This window comes from Modicisalibacter sp., assembly GCF_055145905.1.
Genome location: NZ_JBSREH010000001.1, coordinates 74,146 through 93,407, shown reverse-complemented (window position 1 = coordinate 93,407; position 19,262 = coordinate 74,146). Strand labels below are relative to the sequence as shown.

Annotated in this window: 17 protein-coding genes; 11 read left to right on the top strand and 6 right to left on the bottom strand. The window is 68.2% G+C overall.

Annotated elements, in window-relative coordinates:
- Positions 1 to 3 precede the first annotated feature (3 nt).
- The 6 genes from dapE to map form a co-directional block, all read right to left on the bottom strand.
- Positions 4 to 1,161 (bottom strand): succinyl-diaminopimelate desuccinylase, encoded by a 1,158-nt coding sequence (gene dapE, locus ACTCB7_RS00410; protein WP_463005172.1) that lies wholly within the window; start codon positions 1,159 to 1,161, stop codon positions 4 to 6.
- A gap of 54 nt (positions 1,162 to 1,215) precedes the next feature.
- The gene (gene dapD / locus ACTCB7_RS00405; protein ID WP_463005171.1) at positions 1,216 to 2,241 is read right to left on the bottom strand and encodes a 2,3,4,5-tetrahydropyridine-2,6-dicarboxylate N-succinyltransferase; all 1,026 of its coding nucleotides are present in this window, start codon (positions 2,239 to 2,241) and stop codon (positions 1,216 to 1,218) included.
- Positions 2,242 to 2,275: 34 nt separating this feature from the next.
- Positions 2,276 to 2,623: an ArsC family reductase gene (locus ACTCB7_RS00400; RefSeq protein ID WP_463005170.1), complete on the bottom strand. Its 348-nt coding sequence runs from the start codon at positions 2,621 to 2,623 to the stop codon at positions 2,276 to 2,278.
- 17 nt (positions 2,624 to 2,640) lie between these two features.
- Positions 2,641 to 3,840 (bottom strand): succinyldiaminopimelate transaminase, encoded by a 1,200-nt coding sequence (gene dapC, locus ACTCB7_RS00395; protein WP_463005169.1) that lies wholly within the window; start codon positions 3,838 to 3,840, stop codon positions 2,641 to 2,643.
- A gap of 117 nt (positions 3,841 to 3,957) precedes the next feature.
- Positions 3,958 to 6,633, bottom strand: coding sequence for a [protein-PII] uridylyltransferase (locus tag ACTCB7_RS00390; protein ID WP_463005168.1), 2,676 nt, complete (start codon positions 6,631 to 6,633; stop codon positions 3,958 to 3,960).
- A gap of 41 nt (positions 6,634 to 6,674) precedes the next feature.
- Positions 6,675 to 7,466: a type I methionyl aminopeptidase gene (map, locus tag ACTCB7_RS00385; protein ID WP_463005167.1), complete on the bottom strand. Its 792-nt coding sequence runs from the start codon at positions 7,464 to 7,466 to the stop codon at positions 6,675 to 6,677.
- Positions 7,467 to 7,726: 260 nt separating this feature from the next.
- On the opposite strand from map, the gene rpsB reads away from it, so the two are divergent.
- The 11 genes from rpsB (at position 7,727) to lpxD (ending at position 19,156) form a co-directional block, all read left to right on the top strand.
- The gene (gene rpsB / locus ACTCB7_RS00380) at positions 7,727 to 8,458 is read left to right on the top strand and encodes a 30S ribosomal protein S2 (protein WP_463005166.1); all 732 of its coding nucleotides are present in this window, start codon (positions 7,727 to 7,729) and stop codon (positions 8,456 to 8,458) included.
- A gap of 176 nt (positions 8,459 to 8,634) precedes the next feature.
- Positions 8,635 to 9,504 carry a translation elongation factor Ts gene (gene tsf, locus ACTCB7_RS00375; RefSeq protein ID WP_463005165.1) on the top strand — a complete coding sequence of 290 codons (870 nt, stop codon included), beginning with the start codon at positions 8,635 to 8,637 and terminating at the stop codon, positions 9,502 to 9,504.
- A gap of 111 nt (positions 9,505 to 9,615) precedes the next feature.
- Positions 9,616 to 10,377 (top strand): UMP kinase, encoded by a 762-nt coding sequence (pyrH, locus tag ACTCB7_RS00370; RefSeq protein WP_224415722.1) that lies wholly within the window; start codon positions 9,616 to 9,618, stop codon positions 10,375 to 10,377.
- 4 nt (positions 10,378 to 10,381) lie between these two features.
- Positions 10,382 to 10,939 (top strand): ribosome recycling factor, encoded by a 558-nt coding sequence (gene frr, locus ACTCB7_RS00365; protein WP_224415721.1) that lies wholly within the window; start codon positions 10,382 to 10,384, stop codon positions 10,937 to 10,939.
- 55 nt (positions 10,940 to 10,994) lie between these two features.
- Positions 10,995 to 11,738: a polyprenyl diphosphate synthase gene (uppS, locus tag ACTCB7_RS00360; protein WP_463005164.1), complete on the top strand. Its 744-nt coding sequence runs from the start codon at positions 10,995 to 10,997 to the stop codon at positions 11,736 to 11,738.
- Positions 11,731 to 12,528 carry a phosphatidate cytidylyltransferase gene (locus ACTCB7_RS00355; RefSeq protein ID WP_463005163.1) on the top strand — a complete coding sequence of 266 codons (798 nt, stop codon included), beginning with the start codon at positions 11,731 to 11,733 and terminating at the stop codon, positions 12,526 to 12,528. The genes uppS and ACTCB7_RS00355 overlap by 8 nt, the downstream gene beginning before the upstream one ends.
- A gap of 10 nt (positions 12,529 to 12,538) precedes the next feature.
- The gene (ispC, locus tag ACTCB7_RS00350; RefSeq protein ID WP_463005162.1) at positions 12,539 to 13,744 is read left to right on the top strand and encodes a 1-deoxy-D-xylulose-5-phosphate reductoisomerase; all 1,206 of its coding nucleotides are present in this window, start codon (positions 12,539 to 12,541) and stop codon (positions 13,742 to 13,744) included.
- Positions 13,745 to 13,759: 15 nt separating this feature from the next.
- The gene (rseP, locus tag ACTCB7_RS00345) at positions 13,760 to 15,115 is read left to right on the top strand and encodes an RIP metalloprotease RseP (protein ID WP_463005161.1); all 1,356 of its coding nucleotides are present in this window, start codon (positions 13,760 to 13,762) and stop codon (positions 15,113 to 15,115) included.
- A gap of 108 nt (positions 15,116 to 15,223) precedes the next feature.
- Complete coding sequence (gene bamA, locus ACTCB7_RS00340; protein WP_463005160.1) at positions 15,224 to 17,557, top strand: outer membrane protein assembly factor BamA; 2,334 nt, start codon at positions 15,224 to 15,226, stop codon at positions 17,555 to 17,557.
- Between the two features lie 28 nt (positions 17,558 to 17,585).
- A complete protein-coding gene (locus ACTCB7_RS00335; RefSeq protein WP_224415716.1) occupies positions 17,586 to 18,083 on the top strand; it encodes an OmpH/Skp family outer membrane protein in 498 nt (165 codons plus the stop codon).
- A 35-nt stretch (positions 18,084 to 18,118) separates the two neighbouring features.
- Positions 18,119 to 19,156 carry a UDP-3-O-(3-hydroxymyristoyl)glucosamine N-acyltransferase gene (gene lpxD / locus ACTCB7_RS00330; protein WP_224415715.1) on the top strand — a complete coding sequence of 346 codons (1,038 nt, stop codon included), beginning with the start codon at positions 18,119 to 18,121 and terminating at the stop codon, positions 19,154 to 19,156.
- Positions 19,157 to 19,262 lie beyond the last annotated feature (106 nt).

Here is a 19,262-nt window from a genome sequence, read left to right as displayed (position 1 = left end):
GCCTCAGGTGAACAGCCGGACGAGAATCGACTCGTAGACCCGGCTCAGTGTGTCGAGATCCGCCGCGCGCACGCGCTCGTTCACCTTGTGGATGGTGGCGTTGAGCGGGCCGAGTTCCACCACCTGGCAGCCGAGGGTGGCGATGAAGCGCCCGTCCGAGGTGCCGCCGGCGGTGGACAGGGTCGGCGTCAGGCCGGTCACCGCCTCGACCCCGGCCACGGTGGCGTCGATGAGCGGGCCATGGTCGGTGAGGAAGGGCTCGCCGTTGAGCGTCCAGTCGAGGCGGTAGTCGAGCCCGTGGGCGTCGAGGATCGCCTCGGTGCGCCGGCGCAGCGTCTCGTGGGTGAGCTCGGTGGAGTAGCGGAAGTTGAACACCACCTCCAGCTCGCCGGGGATCACGTTGGTGGCGCCGGTGCCCGAGCGGATGTTGGAGATCTGGAAGCTGGTCGCCGGGAAGAAGGCGTTGCCGTCGTCCCAGTGCTCGCGGCACAGGGCGTCGAGCGCCGGGGCCGCCTCGTGGATGGGATTGCGCGCCATGTGCGGGTAGGCCACGTGCCCCTGCACGCCGTGCACATGAAGCACGCCGCCCAGTGAGCCGCGGCGGCCATTCTTGATGGTGTCGCCGAGGCGCTCGCTCGACGAGGGCTCGCCGACGATGCAGTAGTCGAGCCGCTCGTGGGCCTCGCGCAGGTGCTCGACCACCGCGCGGGTGCCGTCGACCGCGGGGCCTTCCTCGTCGGCGGTGATCAAAAAGGCGAGCTGGCCGGGGTGGTCCGGGTGCGCCGCGACGAAGCGCTCGACGGCGGTGACCATCGCCGCCAGGCTGCCCTTCATGTCGGCCGCACCGCGCCCGCACAGCTCGCCGACGGCATTGATGCACGGCTCGAAGGGCGGGGCGTCCCACTGCGCCGCGGGACCGCTGGGCACCACGTCGGTATGGCCGGCGAAGGCCAGCACCGGGCCGTGATGCCCGCGCACCGCCCAGAAGTTCTCGACCTCGCCGAATGGCAGACGCTGGACGCGAAAGCCCAGGCGCTCGAGGCGCTCGATCATCAGCGCCTGGCAGCCGGCGTCGTCGGGCGTCACCGACGGGCGGCGCATCAGCGCCATGGCCAGTTCGAGCGTCGGCGACAGCGACGCGGGGGAGTCGGACGAAGACATGCGGATTCCTGGTAGTCGGCCGGTGGGGCGCCCGCGTGGGCGGGCGCCGCCATCTCAGTTGTGGGCGTGCAGCGCTTCGTTCAGCGCGACGGCGCTCTTGTTGGTCAGGCACTCGATGCGCCCGTTGAGCGAGTTGCGGCGCAGCAGCAGGTCGTTCTGGTTGGCCAGCTCGCGGGCCGCCACGGTACGCACTTCCTGGCCCTGGTCGTCGAGCACCACGACCTTGGCGCCGGCGGTGAGGTAGAGGCCGGCCTCGACGGTGCAGCGATCGCCCAGCGGAATGCCGATCCCGGCGTTGGCGCCGATCAGGCAGCCCTCGCCGACCTTGATGACGATGTTGCCGCCACCGGAGAGGGTGCCCATGGTCGAGCAGCCGCCGCCCAGGTCCGAGCCCTTGCCGACCATCACGCCGGCAGAGATGCGACCCTCGATCATGCCCGGGCCTTCGGTGCCGGCGTTGAAGTTGACGAAGCCCTCGTGCATGACCGTGGTGCCTTCGCCGAGATGAGCGCCGAGGCGCACGCGGGCGGTGTCGCCGATGCGCACGCCGCGGGGGACCACGTAGTCGGTCATCTTGGGGAACTTGTCGACGCAGTCCACCGACAGCACGCGGCCTTCGAGGCGGGCCCTGAGGCGGCGCTCCGGCAGCTCCTCGACGTCGATCGGGCCTTCGCTGGTCCAGGCGGTGTTGCGCAGCAGGCCGAACATGCCGGTGAGGTCGACGCCATGAGGCTTGACCAGGCGGTGCGAGAGCAGGTGCAGCTTGAGATAGACCTCCGGGACGCTCTGCGGCGGCTGGTCCACCTCGAGGAAGGTGGCGACCAGCGGACGCTGGCTGGCGGCGAGGCTGGCGGCCAGCTCGGCCTGTTCGGCCTGGCCGGCGGCCTTGAGCGCCTCGGCGAGTGCCGCGCAGTGCTCGGGCAGGAAGCTCACCGCGGCGTTGCCGGCCGGGGCGTCGAGCGCCTGGCGGGCGGCATCGATCAGCGCGGCGTCGGGCTGGAACAGCGGTGCCGGGTAGTAGACGTCCAGCCAGTCGCCTTGGGTGTTCTGATGGCCGATTCCGAGGGCGAAACTCAGCATGTGCAGTCTCCTGAAACGTGGATGAAGGGCAGGTTCAAGTCAGGTCGGCATAGTCGTCGCGCGCTCGGCCGACGATCAGCGTCTCGCCGGTGTCGAGCAGCGGGCGCTTGAGCAGGGTCGGCTGCGCCAGGATCAGTGCCCGGGCGCGCCCGGCGTCGTCCCGGGCGGCCTGGCGCTCGGCCTCGTCGAGCCCGCGCCAGGTGGTGCTGCGGGTGTTGAGCAGCGTCTCGAGGCCGGCCAGCGCGATGAAGCGATCCAGCGTCGCGGCGTCGAGCCCGTCGGCGCGCAGGTCGTGGTAGCCATGGGCGATGCCGCGGGCGTCGAGCGCCTTGCGGGCCTTGCGGCAGGTATCGCAGCTCTTGATGCCGTAGAGCGTCATCATCGGGGCGGGGTTTCCTCTCACTGGCGGCGTTCGATGAAGGCGCGGAGGCGCCGGGCGGCCTCGGCCGTGGCCTCGACCTCGGCGACCAGCGCCAGGCGGATGCGCCCGGCGCCGGGATTGCCGTCCCGGGTGTCGCGGGACATGTAGCGCCCGGGCAGCACGCTGACGTGCTCCTCGGCGAACAGCGCGCGGGTGAAGGCCTCGTCGTCGCCGCCCGGCACCGCCGGCCACAGGTAGAAGCTCGCCTGCGGGGCTGGGAAGTCCAGTACCGGCGCGAGGATCGCGGTGACGGCGGCGAACTTCTCGCGGTAGGCATCGCGATTGGCGCGCACGTGGGCTTCGTCGCTCCAGGCGACGATCGAGGCCTTCTGCACGTGCAGCGGCATGGCACAGCCGTGGTAGGTGCGGTAGCGCTTGAAGGGCGCGATCAGTGCGGCGTCGCCGGCGACGAAGCCGGAGCGCAGCCCCGGCAGGTTGGAGCGCTTGGACAGCGAATGGAAGACGATGCAGCGCCGGTAGTCGTCGCGGCCCAGCGTCCGGCAGGCCTCGAGCAGCCCCGGCGGTGGCGCGGCCTCGTCCAGGTAGAGCTCCGAGTAGCACTCGTCGGAGGCGATCAGGAAGTCGTGCTCGTCGGCGAGTTCGATCAGCCGCCGGAAGTCGTCCAGCGGCGTCACCGCCCCGGTGGGATTGCCCGGCGAGCAGACGAAGACCAGCTGCACCTCGCGCCAGACCTCGGCCGGCACGGCATCGAGATCGGGGCGGAAGTCATTGGCGGCGGTGCAGTCGAGATACAGCGGCGTGCCGCCGGCCAGCAGGGTGGCGCCCTCGTAGATCTGGTAGAAGGGGTTGGGCATCGCCACCTTCGCCGGACGGCTGCGATCGAGGGCGGCCTGAACGAAGGCGAAGATCGCCTCGCGGGTGCCGTTGACCGGCAACACGTGGCGTTCCGGGTCGAGGCTGGCCGGCGCGAGGCCGAAGCGCCGGGTCGCCCAGCCGGCGAGGGTCTCGCGCAGCTCGGGCAGCCCGGCGGTGGCCGGGTAGCGGGCGACGTCGCCCTCGTGGCGGGCGAGCGCCTCGAGCACCGCCGCGGGCGGCGCGTGCTGGGGTTCGCCGATGGTCAGCGGAATCGGCGAGCGGTCGGGGGGCGTCAGGCCGGCCTTGAGCGCGGCGAGCTTCTCGAAGGGGTAGGGCTTGAGCGCGTCGAGATTGGGATTCATGGGGTGCCAGCGGCCCGGCGAGCGGGCGAATGTCGTTATGAGTGCCGTACGGCGCGAAGCCACCGATTATAGGGAAGCCAGGAGACCCCCTCAAATACTCAGGATTGGCCCGACGCGTCACACGTCGAGGGTCTCGCACAGCCGGCGGCGCAGCTCGGCCTGGCGCTCGGGGTCGGTGAGCGGCTCGCCGTTCTTGTCGGTGATGAAGAACACGTCCTCGACGCGCTCGCCGAGGGTGGCGATCTTGGCCGCCGACAGCGCGATGTGCTGCTCCATGAAGATTCGCCCCACGCGGGCCAGCAGTCCCGGCCGGTCGGGGGCGATCAGCTCCAGCATGGTGCGGGCGTTGGCGCCGTCGGGCTCGATCAGCACCTGGGTGGGCACGCGAAAGTGCTTGAGCTGACGCGGCGTGTGGCGGTTGACGATCTGCGGGTAGTCGTCCGGGTCGTCGAGCTCCTCGATCAGGTGCTCGCGGATGCGCTCGAGCCGGGCGGGCTCGCGGATCGGCTCGTTGTTGTCGTCGAGCACGATGAAGGTGTTGAGCGTGCGGTTGTTGCTCGAGGTGGCGATGCGCGCGTCGTGAATCGACAGGTCGAGCTGGTCGAGCGCCGCGGCGGTGGCGGCGAACAGGTCATCCACCGAGGGGGTGTGGATGAACACCTTGGTGCCGCCCTCGCTGGTGCCCTCGGCCGGCGCGCTGACCAGCACCATGGGCAGCTCGGAGCCGCCGTGGGCGAGAATGCCCTGGGTGTGCCAGGCGATCTCGCTGGGGGCGTACTGCACGAAGTAGTCGTCGCCGAGGGTGTCCCAGAGCGCCTCGACGCGCTCCGCGTCGACGCCCAGGGTGCGCAGCAGGGCCAGGGCCTCGGTGCGCGTCTCGCGGATCCAGTCGTCGCGGTCGATGGGGTTTTCCAGGCCGCGGCGCAGGGCGCGCTTGGTCTCGCTGTGCAGCTGGCGCAGCAGGGCGGCCCGCCAGCCGTTCCACAGCGAGGGGTTGGTGGCGGTGATGTCGGCGACGGTGAGCACGTAGAGGTAGTCGAGGTGCACCTCGTCGCGCATCTGGCCGGCGAACTCGCGGATCACGTCCGGGTCGGAGATGTCGCGCTTCTGCGCGGTCTTCGACATCAGCAGGTGGTGCTCGACCAGCCAGGCGACCAGCCGGGTGTCGCGGGGCGACAGGCCGTGGCGCTCGGCGAAGGCGGTGACCAGGCCGGCACCGATGTGCGAGTGATCGCCGCCCTGGCCCTTGCCGATGTCGTGGAAGAGCCCGGCGATCCACAGCAGCTCCAGCTTGGGCAACTGATGGACCAGGGTGGCCGCGACCGGGAAGTCCTGGCGGCCCTCGGGCTCGCGGAAGCGCTGAATGAAGGTCAAAAGGCGCAGGGTGTGGGCGTCCACCGTGTAGAGGTGGAAGAGGTCGTGCTGCATCAGGCCCACCGCCTGGCCGAACTCGGGCAGGTACTTGCCGAGGATGCCGTAGCGGTTCATGCGCCGCAGCTGGCGGGCCACGTTGCCGCCGCTGCGCAGCAGCTCCATGAACAGGCTCTGGTGGCGCAGGTCGTCGCGGAAGCCCTCGTCGATCAGGTGACGGTGATCGCGGATCAGGCGGATGGTCGTGGCGCGCACGCCCTCGATCTCGGGATGCTGGGCCATCAGCAGGAACAGCTCGAGCAGCGCCCCGGGGCGGCGCAGGAAGACGCGGGGATGGCGCGCCTGGATATAGCCGCCCTTGACCTCGAAGCGGGCGTTGAGCGGACGGGTCTCGAGCACCTCGTCGGCGCGCAGGATCATCTCGTCGAAATGCTGCAGCAGCATGTCGTTGAGCCCGGCCAGGGCGGTGACGTGACGGTAGTAGCGCTTCATGAACTGCTCGACGCCCAGCCGCCCCGGCGAGTCGTGGTAGCCGAACAGTTCGGCGATGGCCCGCTGGTGGTCGAACAGCAGGCGGTCCTCGGCGCGTCCGGTGAGCATGTGCAGGGCGTAGCGCACCTGCCACAGGAAGGCCTGGCCCTGGCTGAGGATGCGCAGCTCGGCGTCGTTCATGAAGCCCTGGGCGACCACCTCCTCGTAGCGCAGCGGGCCGAAGTAGCGCTTGGCGACCCAGCCGATCATCTGGATGTCGCGCAGCCCGCCGGGGGAGCTCTTGATGTTGGGCTCGAGCTGGTACTCGGAGTTGTTGTGCTTGTAGTGGCGGGCGATCTGCTCCTGCCACTTGGCCTCGAAGAACTGGTCCGGCGGCCACATGCGTGCACTCGACAGGCGCTCGCCCATCGCCTCGCGTAGCCGCTCGGGACCGGCCAGGGTGCGCGTCTCGAGCAGGTTGGTGATCACCGTGACGTCGTTGCGGGCCTCGCGCTCGCAGTCGGCCAGCGAGCGCACGCTGTGGCCGATCTCCAGGCCGATGTCCCAGAGGAAGGTGATGAAGGCGGTCAGCGGTTCGCGGTAGGGGGTGTCGTCGTCGCGCTCGAGCAGCAGCAGAAGGTCGATGTCGGAGTGCGGGTGCAGTTCGCCGCGGCCGTAGCCGCCCACCGCGAGCAGGGCCACGCCGTCGTCGGGCCAGGCGTGGCGTTCCCAGGCGATGGCCAGCAGCCGGTCCAGGCACCAGGCGCGCCCGTGGACCAGGTCACGGATGTCGGCGCCGGCCCGGAAGCGGGCATCGAGGCGTTCCTGGATCTCGCGCAGCGCCTGCTTGTAGACCGGGATCGGCGAGCGGCTGGTGTCGAGCGCGGCGCGGAACGCCGTGGCGTCGAACAGCGTCTCGTCCGGGACGAAGCGGTAGTGGTGCAGCAGCATGCGCGATGGCTCTCCGAAACGGGCGGCGCGGCGTGTGGCGATCAGCCCTGCAGGAAGGACAGGTCTTCCTCGGGGCGGGCGGTCAGCACCTCGACGCCGGTGGCGGTGACCGCCAGGGTGTGTTCCCACTGCGCGGAGAGGCTCTTGTCGCGGGTCACCGCCGTCCAGCCGTCGCGCAGCACCTTGGTGCGGTAGCCGCCGGCGTTGATCATCGGCTCGATGGTGAAGCACATGCCCTCGGCCAGCGCGATGTCGGCCTCGGGGGCGTAGCCGTCGTAGTGCAGCACCTGCGGCTCCTCGTGGAAGACGTTGCCGATGCCGTGGCCGCAGAAGTCGCGGACCACCGAGTAGCCGTTGGCCTCGGCATGCTGCTGGATGACGCGGCCGATCTCGGAGAGCCGGGTGCCGGGGCGCACCAGCGCCATGCCCTTGTACAGGCATTCCTGGGTGACGCGACACAGCCGCTCGCCCTGGATGCTCTCGCCGATCACGTACATCTTGCTGGAGTCGCCGTGGTAGCCGTCGGCGGTCTTGACGGTGATGTCGACATTCATGATGTCGCCCTTCCGGAGGGTCTTGCCGTCGTCGGGGATGCCGTGGCACACCACATGGTTGATCGAGGTGCAGATCGACTTGGGAAAGCCGTGGTAGTTGAGCGGGGCGGGCACCGAGCCCAGTTCGTTGACGATGAAGTCGTGGCACAGGCGGTCGAGCTCGCCGGTGCTGACGCCGGCACGCACGTGCTGGTCGAGCAGCGCGAAGACGGCGACGGCCTGCCGGCCGGCCTCGCGCATCTTGATGATTTCGTCGGGAGTCTTGATGGGAGCGTTCATGGGGTCTCGAATCGGGAGCGTGGGAAGCCCGCGCGGCGCGGGGCATCGGCTTCATTCTGGCATCATTCTATGGTATAAAGCCGCGCGCTTGACTGCAATCCGCCCGCCGGCGGGCGGCGGCAAGCGGCAAGTCCATCAACTGCCTGAAAACACACATGTACCGTCACATGGTCCCGGGTGCCGAGGTCGACGCCGATGCGTGCCGCGGTCGGATCCATGGGGTACATGGAGGCCTAACCCGATTCATCAGGAGACATCCCATGGCGCAAGTCAACATGCGCGACCTGCTCAAGGCGGGCGCCCACTTCGGCCACCAGACCAAGTACTGGAACCCGAAGATGAGCAAGTTCATCTTCGGTGCGCGCAACAAGATCCACATCATCAACCTCGAGCACACCCTGCCGGCGCTGAACGATGCCATCGGCGTGGTCGAGAAGATGGCGGCCGCCAACAACAAGATCCTGTTCGTCGGCACCAAGCGCGCCGCCAGCAAGATCATCAAGGAAGAGGCCACCCGCGCCGGTCAGCCGTTCGTCAACCACCGCTGGCTCGGCGGCATGCTGACCAACTACAAGACCATTCGCGTGTCCATCAAGCGGCTGCGCGAACTGGAAGCGATGCGCGAGGACGGCACCTTCGAGAAGCTGACCAAGAAGGAAGTCCTGATGGCCACCCGCGAGCAGGACAAGCTCGAGCGGGCCATCGGCGGCATCAAGGACATGGGCGGCCTGCCGGATGCGCTGTTCGTGGTCGATGTCGACCATGAGCGGATTGCCATCAACGAAGCCAACAAGCTGGGCATCCCGGTCATCGGTGTCGTCGACACCAACTCCGACCCGGACGGCGTCGACTACGTCATCCCGGGCAACGACGACTCCATCCGCGCCATCCAGATCTACGTCCAGGCGATCGCCGACGCCTGCGCCAAGGCGAAGGAAGGCCGTCCCGACGAGTTCGTCGAGGTGACCGAGAACAACGAAGTCGCCGAGTGATCGCGACGCGCCTATCCTGACTGTCATCCCTGTCGGCCAGACTGGCAGCGCGGACAGCCAGGGCGCGCGAAGGGGGCCTCGGCCCCCTTCGTCGCGCCGCAGCCAGGCGTTTCGCTTCCGGCAGAGCTTCTGCCCTTCGTATTATCCGACGTCGAATTTTTCAGAGGTTTACCACCATGGCAGCTATCAGCGCATCTCTGGTCAAGGAACTGCGTGAGCGCACCGGGCTCGGCATGATGGAGTGCAAGAAGGCACTCTCCGAGGCGGACGGTGACATCGAGCAGGCCATCGAGAACCTGCGCAAGAACTCCGGTCTCAAGGCCGCCAAGAAGGCCGGCCGTACCGCCGCCGAGGGCGCGGTCATCACCCGTGTCGCCGAGGACGGCAGCTACGGCGTGATGCTCGAGGTCAACTCCGAGACCGACTTCGTGGCCCGCGACGACAACTTCCGCGCCTTCGCCGAGCGCGTGGTCGGCAAGGTCTTCGAGAGCAAGAGCGAAGACGTCGCCGCCCTGATGGACGGCGAGCTCGAGGAAGCCCGCGAGCAGCTGGTCCAGAAGATCGGCGAGAACATCAGCGTGCGTCGTGCGGTGGTCGTCGAGGCCCCGGCCGACGGCGTGGTCGGCGCCTACGTCCACGGCAGCCGCATCGGCGTGCTGACCGTGCTCAAGGGCGGCAACGCCGAGGCGGCCAAGGACGTCGCCATGCATGTCGCGGCGATCAACCCGGTCGTGGCCCATCCCGAGGACATGCCGCAGGAAGAGCTCGACAAGGAAAAGGCGATCATCCTGGCCCAGCCGGACATGGCCGGCAAGCCGGAGAACATCGCCGAGAAGATGGTCCAGGGCCGTCTCAAGAAGTACCTGGCCGAGAACAGCCTGACCGAGCAGCCCTTCGTCAAGGACCCCAACGTCACCGTGGCCGACTACGCCAAGTCGCAGGGTGGCGAGGTGGTCGGCTTCACCCGTTTCGAGGTGGGCGAGGGCATCGAGAAGGAAGAAGTCGACTTCGCCAAGGAAGTGATGGAACAGGCTCGCCGTAGCTGAGGTCCTAGCTTCTGGTTGTCGCATGGCGTGCGCCCAGGCGCACGCCATCGTGTATCCGGCCGGTGGATGTCACCGGCAAGCCACATCCCGCCGTTACCAGGAGATTCCCGCATGCCTGTCATTTCCGATCGCAACACCCCGTCACCGGAACGCAACGAGAAGTCGAAGTACAAGCGTATCCTGCTCAAGCTCTCCGGCGAGGCGCTGATGGGCGACGGCGAGTTCGGCATCGACCCCAAGGTGCTCGATCGCATGGCGCTGGAGATCGGCCAGCTGGTCGGCATCGGCGTTCAGATCGGCATGGTGATCGGCGGTGGCAACCTGTTCCGTGGCGCGGCCCTGCATGCGGCCGGCATGGAGCGGGTGACCGGTGACCACATGGGCATGCTCGCCACGGTGATGAACGCCCTGGCGATGCGCGACGCCCTGGAGCGCTCCAACATCCGTTCGCGGGTGATGTCGGCGATTCCCATGAGCGGCGTGGTCGAGCATTATGACCGTCGTACGGCGATTCGTTACCTGACGTCGGGCGATGTGGTGATCTTCTCCGCCGGTACCGGCAACCCGTTCTTCACCACCGACTCCGCGGCCTGCCTGCGCGGTATCGAGATCGATGCCGACGTGGTGGTCAAGGCCACCAAGGTCGACGGCGTCTACGACAAGGATCCGGTGCTGCATCCCGATGCCGTCAAGTACGAGCGCCTGGCATACGACGAGGCCCTCGACCGCAAGCTGGGCGTGATGGATTTGACCGCCATCTGTCTGGTACGGGACCATGACATGCCGGTTCGCGTGTTCGACATGACCAAGCCCGGAGCGTTGCTCAACCTGGTCGTGGGTGGTAAGGAAGGAACGCTGATAGACAGAGGTTGAAACCGTGATCAACGAGATCAAGCAGGATGCGGAAACCCGCATGAAGAAGAGCCTGGAATCGCTGCAGGCCAACTTCCACAAGATTCGTACCGGGCGCGCCCACCCGAGCATCCTGGACGCGGTGACCGTGGAGTACTACGGCTCGCAGATGCCGATCAATCAGGTGGCCAACGTCAACGTCGAGGATGCCCGGACCCTGGCCGTCGTGCCCTGGGAGAAGAGCATGGTGCCCAAGGTCGAGAAGGCGATCATGACCGCCGACCTGGGTCTCAACCCGGCCACGGCCGGCACGGTGATCCGCGTGCCGATGCCGCCGCTGACCGAGGAGACGCGCCGCAACTACATCAAGCAGGCGCGTGGCGAGGCCGAGACCGCCCGCGTGGCGGTGCGCAACGTGCGCCGCGATGCCAACGCCGACATCAAGGCGCTGCTCAAGGAAAAGGAAATCACCGAGGATGAAGAGCATCAGGGCGAGGACGCCATCCAGAAGCTGACCGACAAGTACGTCGCCGAGATCGACAAGCTGCTGGAAACCAAGGAACACGACCTGCTGCAGGTGTGAGCCGTGCCCGGGCGGCGTGCCGCCCGGGAGCCCCTTTCCTCCCGCGTGAGAGACCATGAGTTCACCGCAGTCATCCAATCTGCCGCGCCACGTGGCGATCATCATGGACGGCAACAACCGCTGGGCACGCGCGCGGGGCCTGTCCGGCGTGCGCGGGCACCGGGCCGGCGTCGAGTCGGTCCGGGCGGTGATCCGGCGCGCCGCCGAACGCGGTGTCGAGACGCTGACCCTGTTCGCCTTCTCCAGCGAGAACTGGAAGCGCCCGCCCGCCGAGGTGCGCGCGCTGATGGAGCTGTTCCTGATGGTGCTCAAGCGCGAGGTCGGCAAGCTGCACGAGCATGGCATCCGGTTGAGCGTGATCGGCGAGCGGGAGCGCTTCTCGAACACCATCCAGCAGTACATCGCCCGGGCCGAGTCGCTGACCCGCGACAATCAGGGGCTGCACCTGATCATCGCCGCCAACTATGGCGGGCAGCGCGACATCGCCCTGGCGGCGCGGCGCCTGGCCGAACGGGTCGAGGCCGGCGAGCTCAAGGCCGGGGAGATCGACGAGCACGCGCTCGGCGAGGAGATCGCCCGGGTCAGCGCGCCGCCGGTCGACCTGTGCATCCGCACCAGCGGCGAACAGCGGATCTCCAACTTCCTGCTCTGGCAACTGGCCTACGCCGAGCTTTTCTTCTCGCCGCGTCTGTGGCCCGACTTCGGGGGGGATGCCCTCGACGAGGCGCTCGATGATTTCGCGCATCGCCAGCGGCGCTTCGGCATGACCCAGGAACAGATCGAGGCACAGGGTGCTTAAGCAACGGATCCTCACCGCCGTCATTCTCGCTCCGCTGATGCTGGCCGGCCTGTTCGGCTTGTCCGGCACGCCCTTCGCGCTGTTCACCGGCGCCGTCGTGCTGCTCGCCGGCTGGGAATGGGCCAACCTCTCCGGCGTCGCCGCCCCGCTGGGGCGGCTGGCCTACCTGGCGGTGATCGCCGTGCTGATGCTGGCCGGCTGGCAGAGCGGCGCGGTGGCGGCGGCCTGGCCGCTGTGGCTGGCGCTCGGCGGCTGGCTGCTGAGCTTCTACTGGGTCGCCGGGTATCCCGAGCGCGGCTGGCAGTGGCGCTCGTCGCCGGCTCGCCTGCTGACCGGGCTCTGGGTGCTGGTGCCCTGCTGGGCGGGGCTCGTGCAGCTGCGCGCCAGCGGGGCCGAGTGGCTGCTCTACGTGCTGCTGCTGGTGTGGCTGGCGGACATCGGTGCCTACTTCGCCGGGCGGCGCTTCGGTCGCCACAAGCTGGCGCCGCGGGTGAGTCCCGGCAAGTCGTGGGAGGGGGTCTACGGCGGCATGGCGGTGACCGCGCTGCTGGCCCTGGGCTACGCGCTGGGCCTGGGTCTGCCGCTCGGCGAGAGCCTGTGGCTGATGCTGATCACCCTGGTGGTGACCCTGGCCTCGGTACTCGGCGATCTGCTCGAGAGCCTGTTCAAGCGCTGGCGGGGCATCAAGGATTCCGGGCGCCTGCTGCCGGGGCATGGCGGCATTCTCGATCGCATCGACAGCCTCACCGCGGCCGTGCCGCTGTTCGCGCTGCTCAAGCTGTGGCAGTGAGGAGGCCCTGATGACTGCACCTTCCCCCGTCCGTACTCCGCAGCGCGTCACCGTGCTGGGGGCCACGGGCTCCATCGGCACCAGCACCCTGGATGTCATCGCCCGGCATCCCGAGCGCTATCGGGTTCACGCCCTGACCGCCGGCAGCCGGCGCGAGTCGCTCCTCGAGCAGTGCCGGGTACATCGGCCGGCCGTGGCGGTCCTCGCCCGCGAGGCCGATGCGGCCTGGCTGCGCGAGCGGCTGGCCGCGGCGGACATCGCCACCGAGGTGCGCGCCGGCGAGGCGGCGCTGGTCGAGGTGGCCGAGGCCGGCGAGGTCGAGGTGGTGATGGCGGCCATCGTCGGTGCAGCGGGGCTGCTGCCGACCCTGGCGGCGGTGCGCGCCGGCAAGCGCGTGCTGCTGGCCAACAAGGAGGCGCTGGTGATGTCCGGGGCGCTGTTCATGGACGCGGTGGCGCGCCATGATGCCGTGCTGCTGCCCATCGACTCCGAGCACAATGCCATCTACCAGTGCCTGCCGCCCGACCGCGACGACGGCCTGGCCGGGGCCGGCGTGACGCAGCTGCTGCTGACCGCCTCGGGCGGGCCCTTCCGCGGCTGGACGCCGGACGCGCTGGCCGGCGTCACCCCCGAGCAGGCCTGCGCCCACCCCAACTGGTCGATGGGCCGCAAGATTTCCGTGGACAGTGCCACACTGATGAACAAGGGGCTCGAGCTGATCGAGGCCTGCTGGCTGTTCGCCGCGCGTCCCGAGCAGATTCAGGTGGTGGTGCATCCGCAGAGCGTGGTGCATTCCATGGCCGCCTACAGCGACGGCTCGGTGATCGCCCAGCTGGGCAACCCCGACATGCGCACGCCGATCGCCTACGGCCTGGCCTGGCCGGAGCGCATCGACGCCGGTGTCGAGCTGCTCGACCTGTTCCAGGTGGCCCGGCTCGACTTCGAGCCGGCCGACGAACGAGCCTTTCCCTGCCTGCGCCTGGCCCGCGAGGCGATGCGTGCGGGCGGCACGGCGCCGGCGGTGCTCAACGCCGCCAACGAGGTGGCGGTGGCCGCGTTTCTGGACGGGCGGCTGGGCTTCACGGCCATCGCCGAGGTCGTCGAGGCGGTGCTCGAGGCCTGCCCGGCGGTGCCCGCCGACAGCCTGGAGCAGGTTCTCGCCGAGGACGCCCGCGCCCGGCGGCTGGCCGACCAGCGATTGTCGCTGTTGCGTTGATCGAGGAGGGACGAGATGGACGCGATTCAGAATATCCTGGCGGCCGTCGTGGTGCTGGGGCTGTTGATCACCTTCCACGAATTCGGACATTTCTGGGTCGCGCGTCGTTGCGGCGTCAAGGTGCTGCGCTTCTCGGTGGGCTTCGGCAAGCCGCTGTGGTCGCGTTTCGACCGCCACGGCACCGAGTACGCCATCGCCGCGATCCCGCTGGGCGGCTACGTCAAGATGCTCGACGAGCGCGAGGGCGAGGTGCCCTCCGAGGAGTTGCCGCGTGCCTTCAATCGGCAGTCGGTCGGCAAGCGCATCGCCATCGTCGCCGCCGGGCCGCTGGCCAACTTTCTGCTCGCCCTGGTGGTCTACTGGGGCTTGTTCGTGGCCGGCACCTCTACGGTGGCGCCGGTAATCGGCACGGTGGCGCCCGACTCGCCGGCGGCACAAGGCGGGCTGGCGGCAGGCCAGGAGATCGTCGCCGTGGAGGGCGAGAACACGCCGTCCTGGGAAGCGGTCAACCTGCGCCTGCTGTCGGCCATCGGCACTCGCCAGCCGCTGCAGATCGAGACCCGTGATGCCGAGCAGGGCGGTCCCGCCCAGCGCCACGCGGTGCCGGTCGACCGCTGGCTGGTCGGCCAGGACCCGCCGCAACCGCTGGAGACGCTGGGGGTCACCCCGTGGCGGCCGGCGACGCCCGCGGTACTGGGCGAGGTGCTCGAGGGCGGCGCGGCGGCCGGTGCCGGGCTGACCTCCGGGGATCGCATCGTCGCGGTCGACGGTCGGGCCATCGACGACTGGATGGCCTTCGTCGAGGCGGTGCGCGCGCACCCCGGTCAGGCCATGACCCTGACGGTGGCCCGCGACGGGCAGACGCGGGAGGTATCGCTGACCCCGGCGGTTCACGAGCAGGACGGCGAGCGCATCGGCTACATCGGCGCCGGCGTGGCGCCGGTCACCTGGCCCGACGCCTATCGCCGCGAGATCCGCTACGGGCCGCTGGCGGCGGTGGGGCAGGCGGTGTCGCGCACCACCGAGATGACCGTGCTGACCCTGGATTCGATCCGCAAGATGCTGCTCGGGCTGATCTCGCCGAGCAACCTGTCGGGGCCGATCACCATCGCCCGCATCGCCGGTGATACCGCGCGCAGCGGGCTGGAAAGTTTCGTGTCCTTCATGGCGTACCTGTCGATCAGCCTCGGCGTGCTCAACCTGTTGCCGATTCCGGTGCTCGATGGTGGCCACCTGCTCTATTACCTCATCGAGGCGGCGCGCGGTCGCCCGGTTTCGGAAGCCGCCCAGGCGGCGGGGTTGCGGATCGGCATGGCGCTGGTCGGCACCCTGATGCTGATGGCGCTGTACTTCGATCTAATGCGGCTGTAGCGTCGGCCGGTGCCGGCGCACGGTGCGCCAGCCTTGTCAGCGGGCCGAGTAAATGTATAAGGTGCCTGTTCAGCGAGCTGGCGGAAACAACTCGAGCGAAGCGACTGCATGAAACTCAAGACCCTAGGATTGGCGGCACTGCTGCTGTGCGGCACCCCGACGGCCTTCGCGGCCCCCTTCACGGTTTCCGACATTCGCGTGGAGGGCCTTCAGCGCGTCTCCGCCGCCTCGGTCTTCAACGCCTTCCCGGTTTCCGCCAGCGAGCGTGTCGACGACCGGGAGCTGGCCGACGCTGCCAAGAAGCTGTTCGACACCGGCCTGTTCGAGGACGTACGGCTGGGACGCGACGGCGATGTGCTGGTCATTCACGTCGTCGAACGGCCCTCGATCGCCGGGATCGACATCGAAGGCAACTCGCAGATTTCCGACGACGATCTGCGCAAGGGGATGAAGGACGCCGGCCTGGCCGAGGGGCAGGTGCTGCAGCGTGCCACGCTCGAGGACGTGCAGCGCCAGCTCGAGCAGCTCTATCACGCCCAGGGGCGTTACAGCGCCCGCATCGAGACCTCGGTGGAGCCGATGGAGCGCAACCGGGTCAAGGTGAACATCAAGGTCAACGAGGGCGCCGTCGCCAAGATCCGCCAGATCAACATCGTCGGCAACGAGGCCTTCTCCGACGACACCCTGCGCGGCCTGCTGCAGCTCGAGGACCGCCCCGGCTGGTTCTTCGGCTGGTTCTCCGACGACGAGTATTCCCGCGAGAAGCTGTCCGGCGACCTCGAGAGCCTGCGCTCCTGGTATCTCGATCGCGGCTACGTGAACTTCGCCATCACTTCCACCCAGGTGGCGCTCAGCCCCGACAAGTCGAAGATCTTCGTGACCATCAACGTCAACGAAGGCAAACGCTACCGCATCGACCAGATCAAGTTCGCCGGTGATCTCAAGATCAGCGAATCGCAGGCCCGCAAGCTGATCACCGCCAAGTCCGGCGACATCTATTCGCGCAGCACGCTGACGGCTTCCGCCGAGGCGCTGCGCCAGAAGCTCGGCGCCGAGGGATTCGCCTTCGCCAACGTGGACAGCGTGCCCGAGGTTGACGAGAACGGTGATACCGTCGACGTGACCTTCCGGGTCGAGCCGGGGCGGCGCGCCTATGTGCGGCGCATCAACTTCGAGGGCAACACCACCACTCAGGACGAGGTGCTGCGCCGCGAGATGACCCAGATGGAGGGCGCGCCGGCCTCCACCGACAAGATCAGCCAGTCCAAGCAGCGCCTCGAGCGCCTCGGTTTCTTCAAGCAGGTCGATGTCGAAACGCGCCCGGTGCCGGGCGAGCCCGATCAGGTCGACGTCACCTACAACGTCGAGGAACAGCCCTCCGGCTCGATCTCGGCCAGCGTCGGTTTCTCGCAGACCGCCGGGGTGATCTATGGTGCCTCGCTGTCGCAGAAGAACTTCCTGGGCACCGGCAACAAGGTGGACATCGGTGCACAGCGCAGCGACACCTATACCAAGCTCAACTTCGGCTACACCGACCCGTACTGGACGCTGGACGGCATCTCCCGCGGCTTCAACGTCTTCTATCGCAAGACCGACTACGAAAACTCGGACATCTCGACCTATTCGACCGATGCCTACGGCGGCAACATCAACTTCGGCTATCCGGTCAACGACATCACCCGACTGAACTTCGGGGTGGGCCTCGAGAGCCTGAGCATCAATACCTACAGCGACACCCCGGCCGAGATCATCGAGTACGTCGACGGCCAGGGCAAGGATGCGCTGGCCTACAAGCTGACCGCCAGCTGGACGCGCAACAACCTCGACCGCGGCATCCTGCCCACTGACGGTAGCTATCAGCGGGTTTCGCTGGAAACCGCCGTGCCCGGGTCCGACGCCCAGTACTACAAGCTGCGCTATCGCGGCCAGAAACTCTTCGAGCTTGCCACCGACTGGTCGCTCAAGTTCTCGTCGACGCTCGGCTACGCGGACACCGTCGGCAACGACCCCTATCCGTTCTACGAGAACTTCTACGCTGGGGGCCTGGGCTCGGTGCGCGGCTTCTCCGGCAACACCCTGGGGCCGAAGACCACGCAACGCGGTTCCGGCAACAACGATACCCTGGGCGGCAACGTGCTGGTCGAGGGCTCGGCCGAGCTGATCTACCCGTTCCCGTTCGTCGATGACCACCGGACCCTGCAGACCAGCGTGTTCCTCGATGCCGGCAACACCTATCTCACCGACTGTTACGATGTGCCGCCGGGCTACGATTCCAGCTGCGAAAGCGGCGTACAGCTCGATCAACTGCGCTACAGCGCCGGCCTCGGTCTGTCGTGGTTGACCCCGGTGGGGCCGCTGACCTTCAGCGTCGCCCAGCCGCTCAACGACAAGTCGGGTGACGACACCCAGTTCTTCCAGTTCTCCCTCGGCCAGACCTTCTGAGGCGCCGAGATCGGCAAAGGAGTGATTCATGCGCAAACTGACCGGAGCGCTGTGCCTGCTGGGCGCGCTCGCCGCCGCCCCCGCCTACGCCACGGATGTCGTGGTGCTCGACTGGCGTGCCGCCCTGATGCAGTCCGACGCCGCTCAGCGGTCGATGAACGAGCTGCGTAACCAGACCAGCGAGCAGCGCCAGCAGGCGAAGTCCCTGAGCGAGGAGCTGCAGAAGCTTCAGCAGCGTCTGCAGAAGGATGGCGCGGTGATGTCCGATGCCGAGCGCAAGAAGGTCCAGCAGGAACTGCGTCAGAAGGGCGGTCAGTTCCAGCGGCTGCGTGCCCAGCTCAAGCAGGTGCAGCAGAAGAAGCAGCAGGCCTTCCTCAAGACCGCCAAGCCGCGGCTGGACAAGGCGATCCAGCAGGCGGCCGATCGCCACGGTGCCGACCTGGTCATCGACCGCGATGCGGTCGTTCACATGAATGACGGTCTGGATATCACCCAGGAAGTCACCAAGATTCTCAACGCCAAGTGAGGGATCGGGCGCCGGGCGCCCGTCTCGTCGATGCCATGAAACAATCCGAGCCCTTTTCCTGCTCCCTGGCCGAGCTGGCTGACCGCCTGGGCGCCACCCTCGTCGGCGACGGCGAACGCCGGGTCAGTGGCCTGGCGACCCTCTCCGACGCCGGCCCGGATGACGTCAGCTTCCTGGCCAACAAGGCCTACCTGAAGTACCTGACGCAGACCCGGGCCGCCGCCGTGCTGATTCACCCCGCTCATGGCGGCGAATGCCCGGTGGCGCGCCTCGAGCTGGACAATCCCTATTTGGCCTACGCCGAGCTGTCGCGCCTGTTCGACCCCATGGCCGGCCGGGATGCCGGCGGCGTGCACCCCTCCGCGGTCGTGGCCGGAGACGCCGTACTGGGCCGTGACGTGACCATTGCGGCGAACGCGGTGGTCGAGAGCGGGGTCGAGCTGGGTGACGGCGTGCGCATCGGACCCGGTTGCGTGGTCGGCGCGGATTCAGTCATCGGCGCCGGCTCGCGCCTGCATGCCAATGTCACGCTCTATCACGGGGTGGTAGTCGGCAAGCGGGCAATCCTGCACAGCGGTTGCGTGATCGGGGCCGACGGCTTCGGCTTCGCCCATGACGGCGGCGGCTGGCACAAGATCGCCCAGCTCGGCGGCGTGGTGCTGGGCGACGACGTCGAGGTGGGCAGCTGCTCGAGCATCGACCGCGGCGCGCTGGGCGACACCGTGATCGGCGACGACGTCAAGATCGATAGCCAGGTGCAGATCGCCCACAACGTGCAGGTGGGTGATCACAGCGCACTGGCCGGTTGCGTAGGTATCGCCGGCTCCACCAAGGTGGGCCGCCACTGTCTGCTCGGTGGCGGCGTGGGGCTCTCCGGGCACCTGACGATCTGTGACGGCGTGCAGGTGACCGGCATGAGCCTGGTGACCAACTCGATCACCGAGCCGGGCGTCTATTCGTCGGGAACCGGTGCCATGAGCAACGCGCTGTGGCGCAAGAACGCGGTGCGCTTCAAGCAGCTCGACGACATCGCCAAGCGCCTGTCGCGCCTCGAGCGGGATTCGAGCGCCTGACACGGGACTGACGGCGCGCGGAAACGTATAATCCCGCGCCAACATCAACGTGGCGGGATGCCCCGCCTGAGATGCCTGCCTTCCGTGCAGGCATACGTACTTTCAG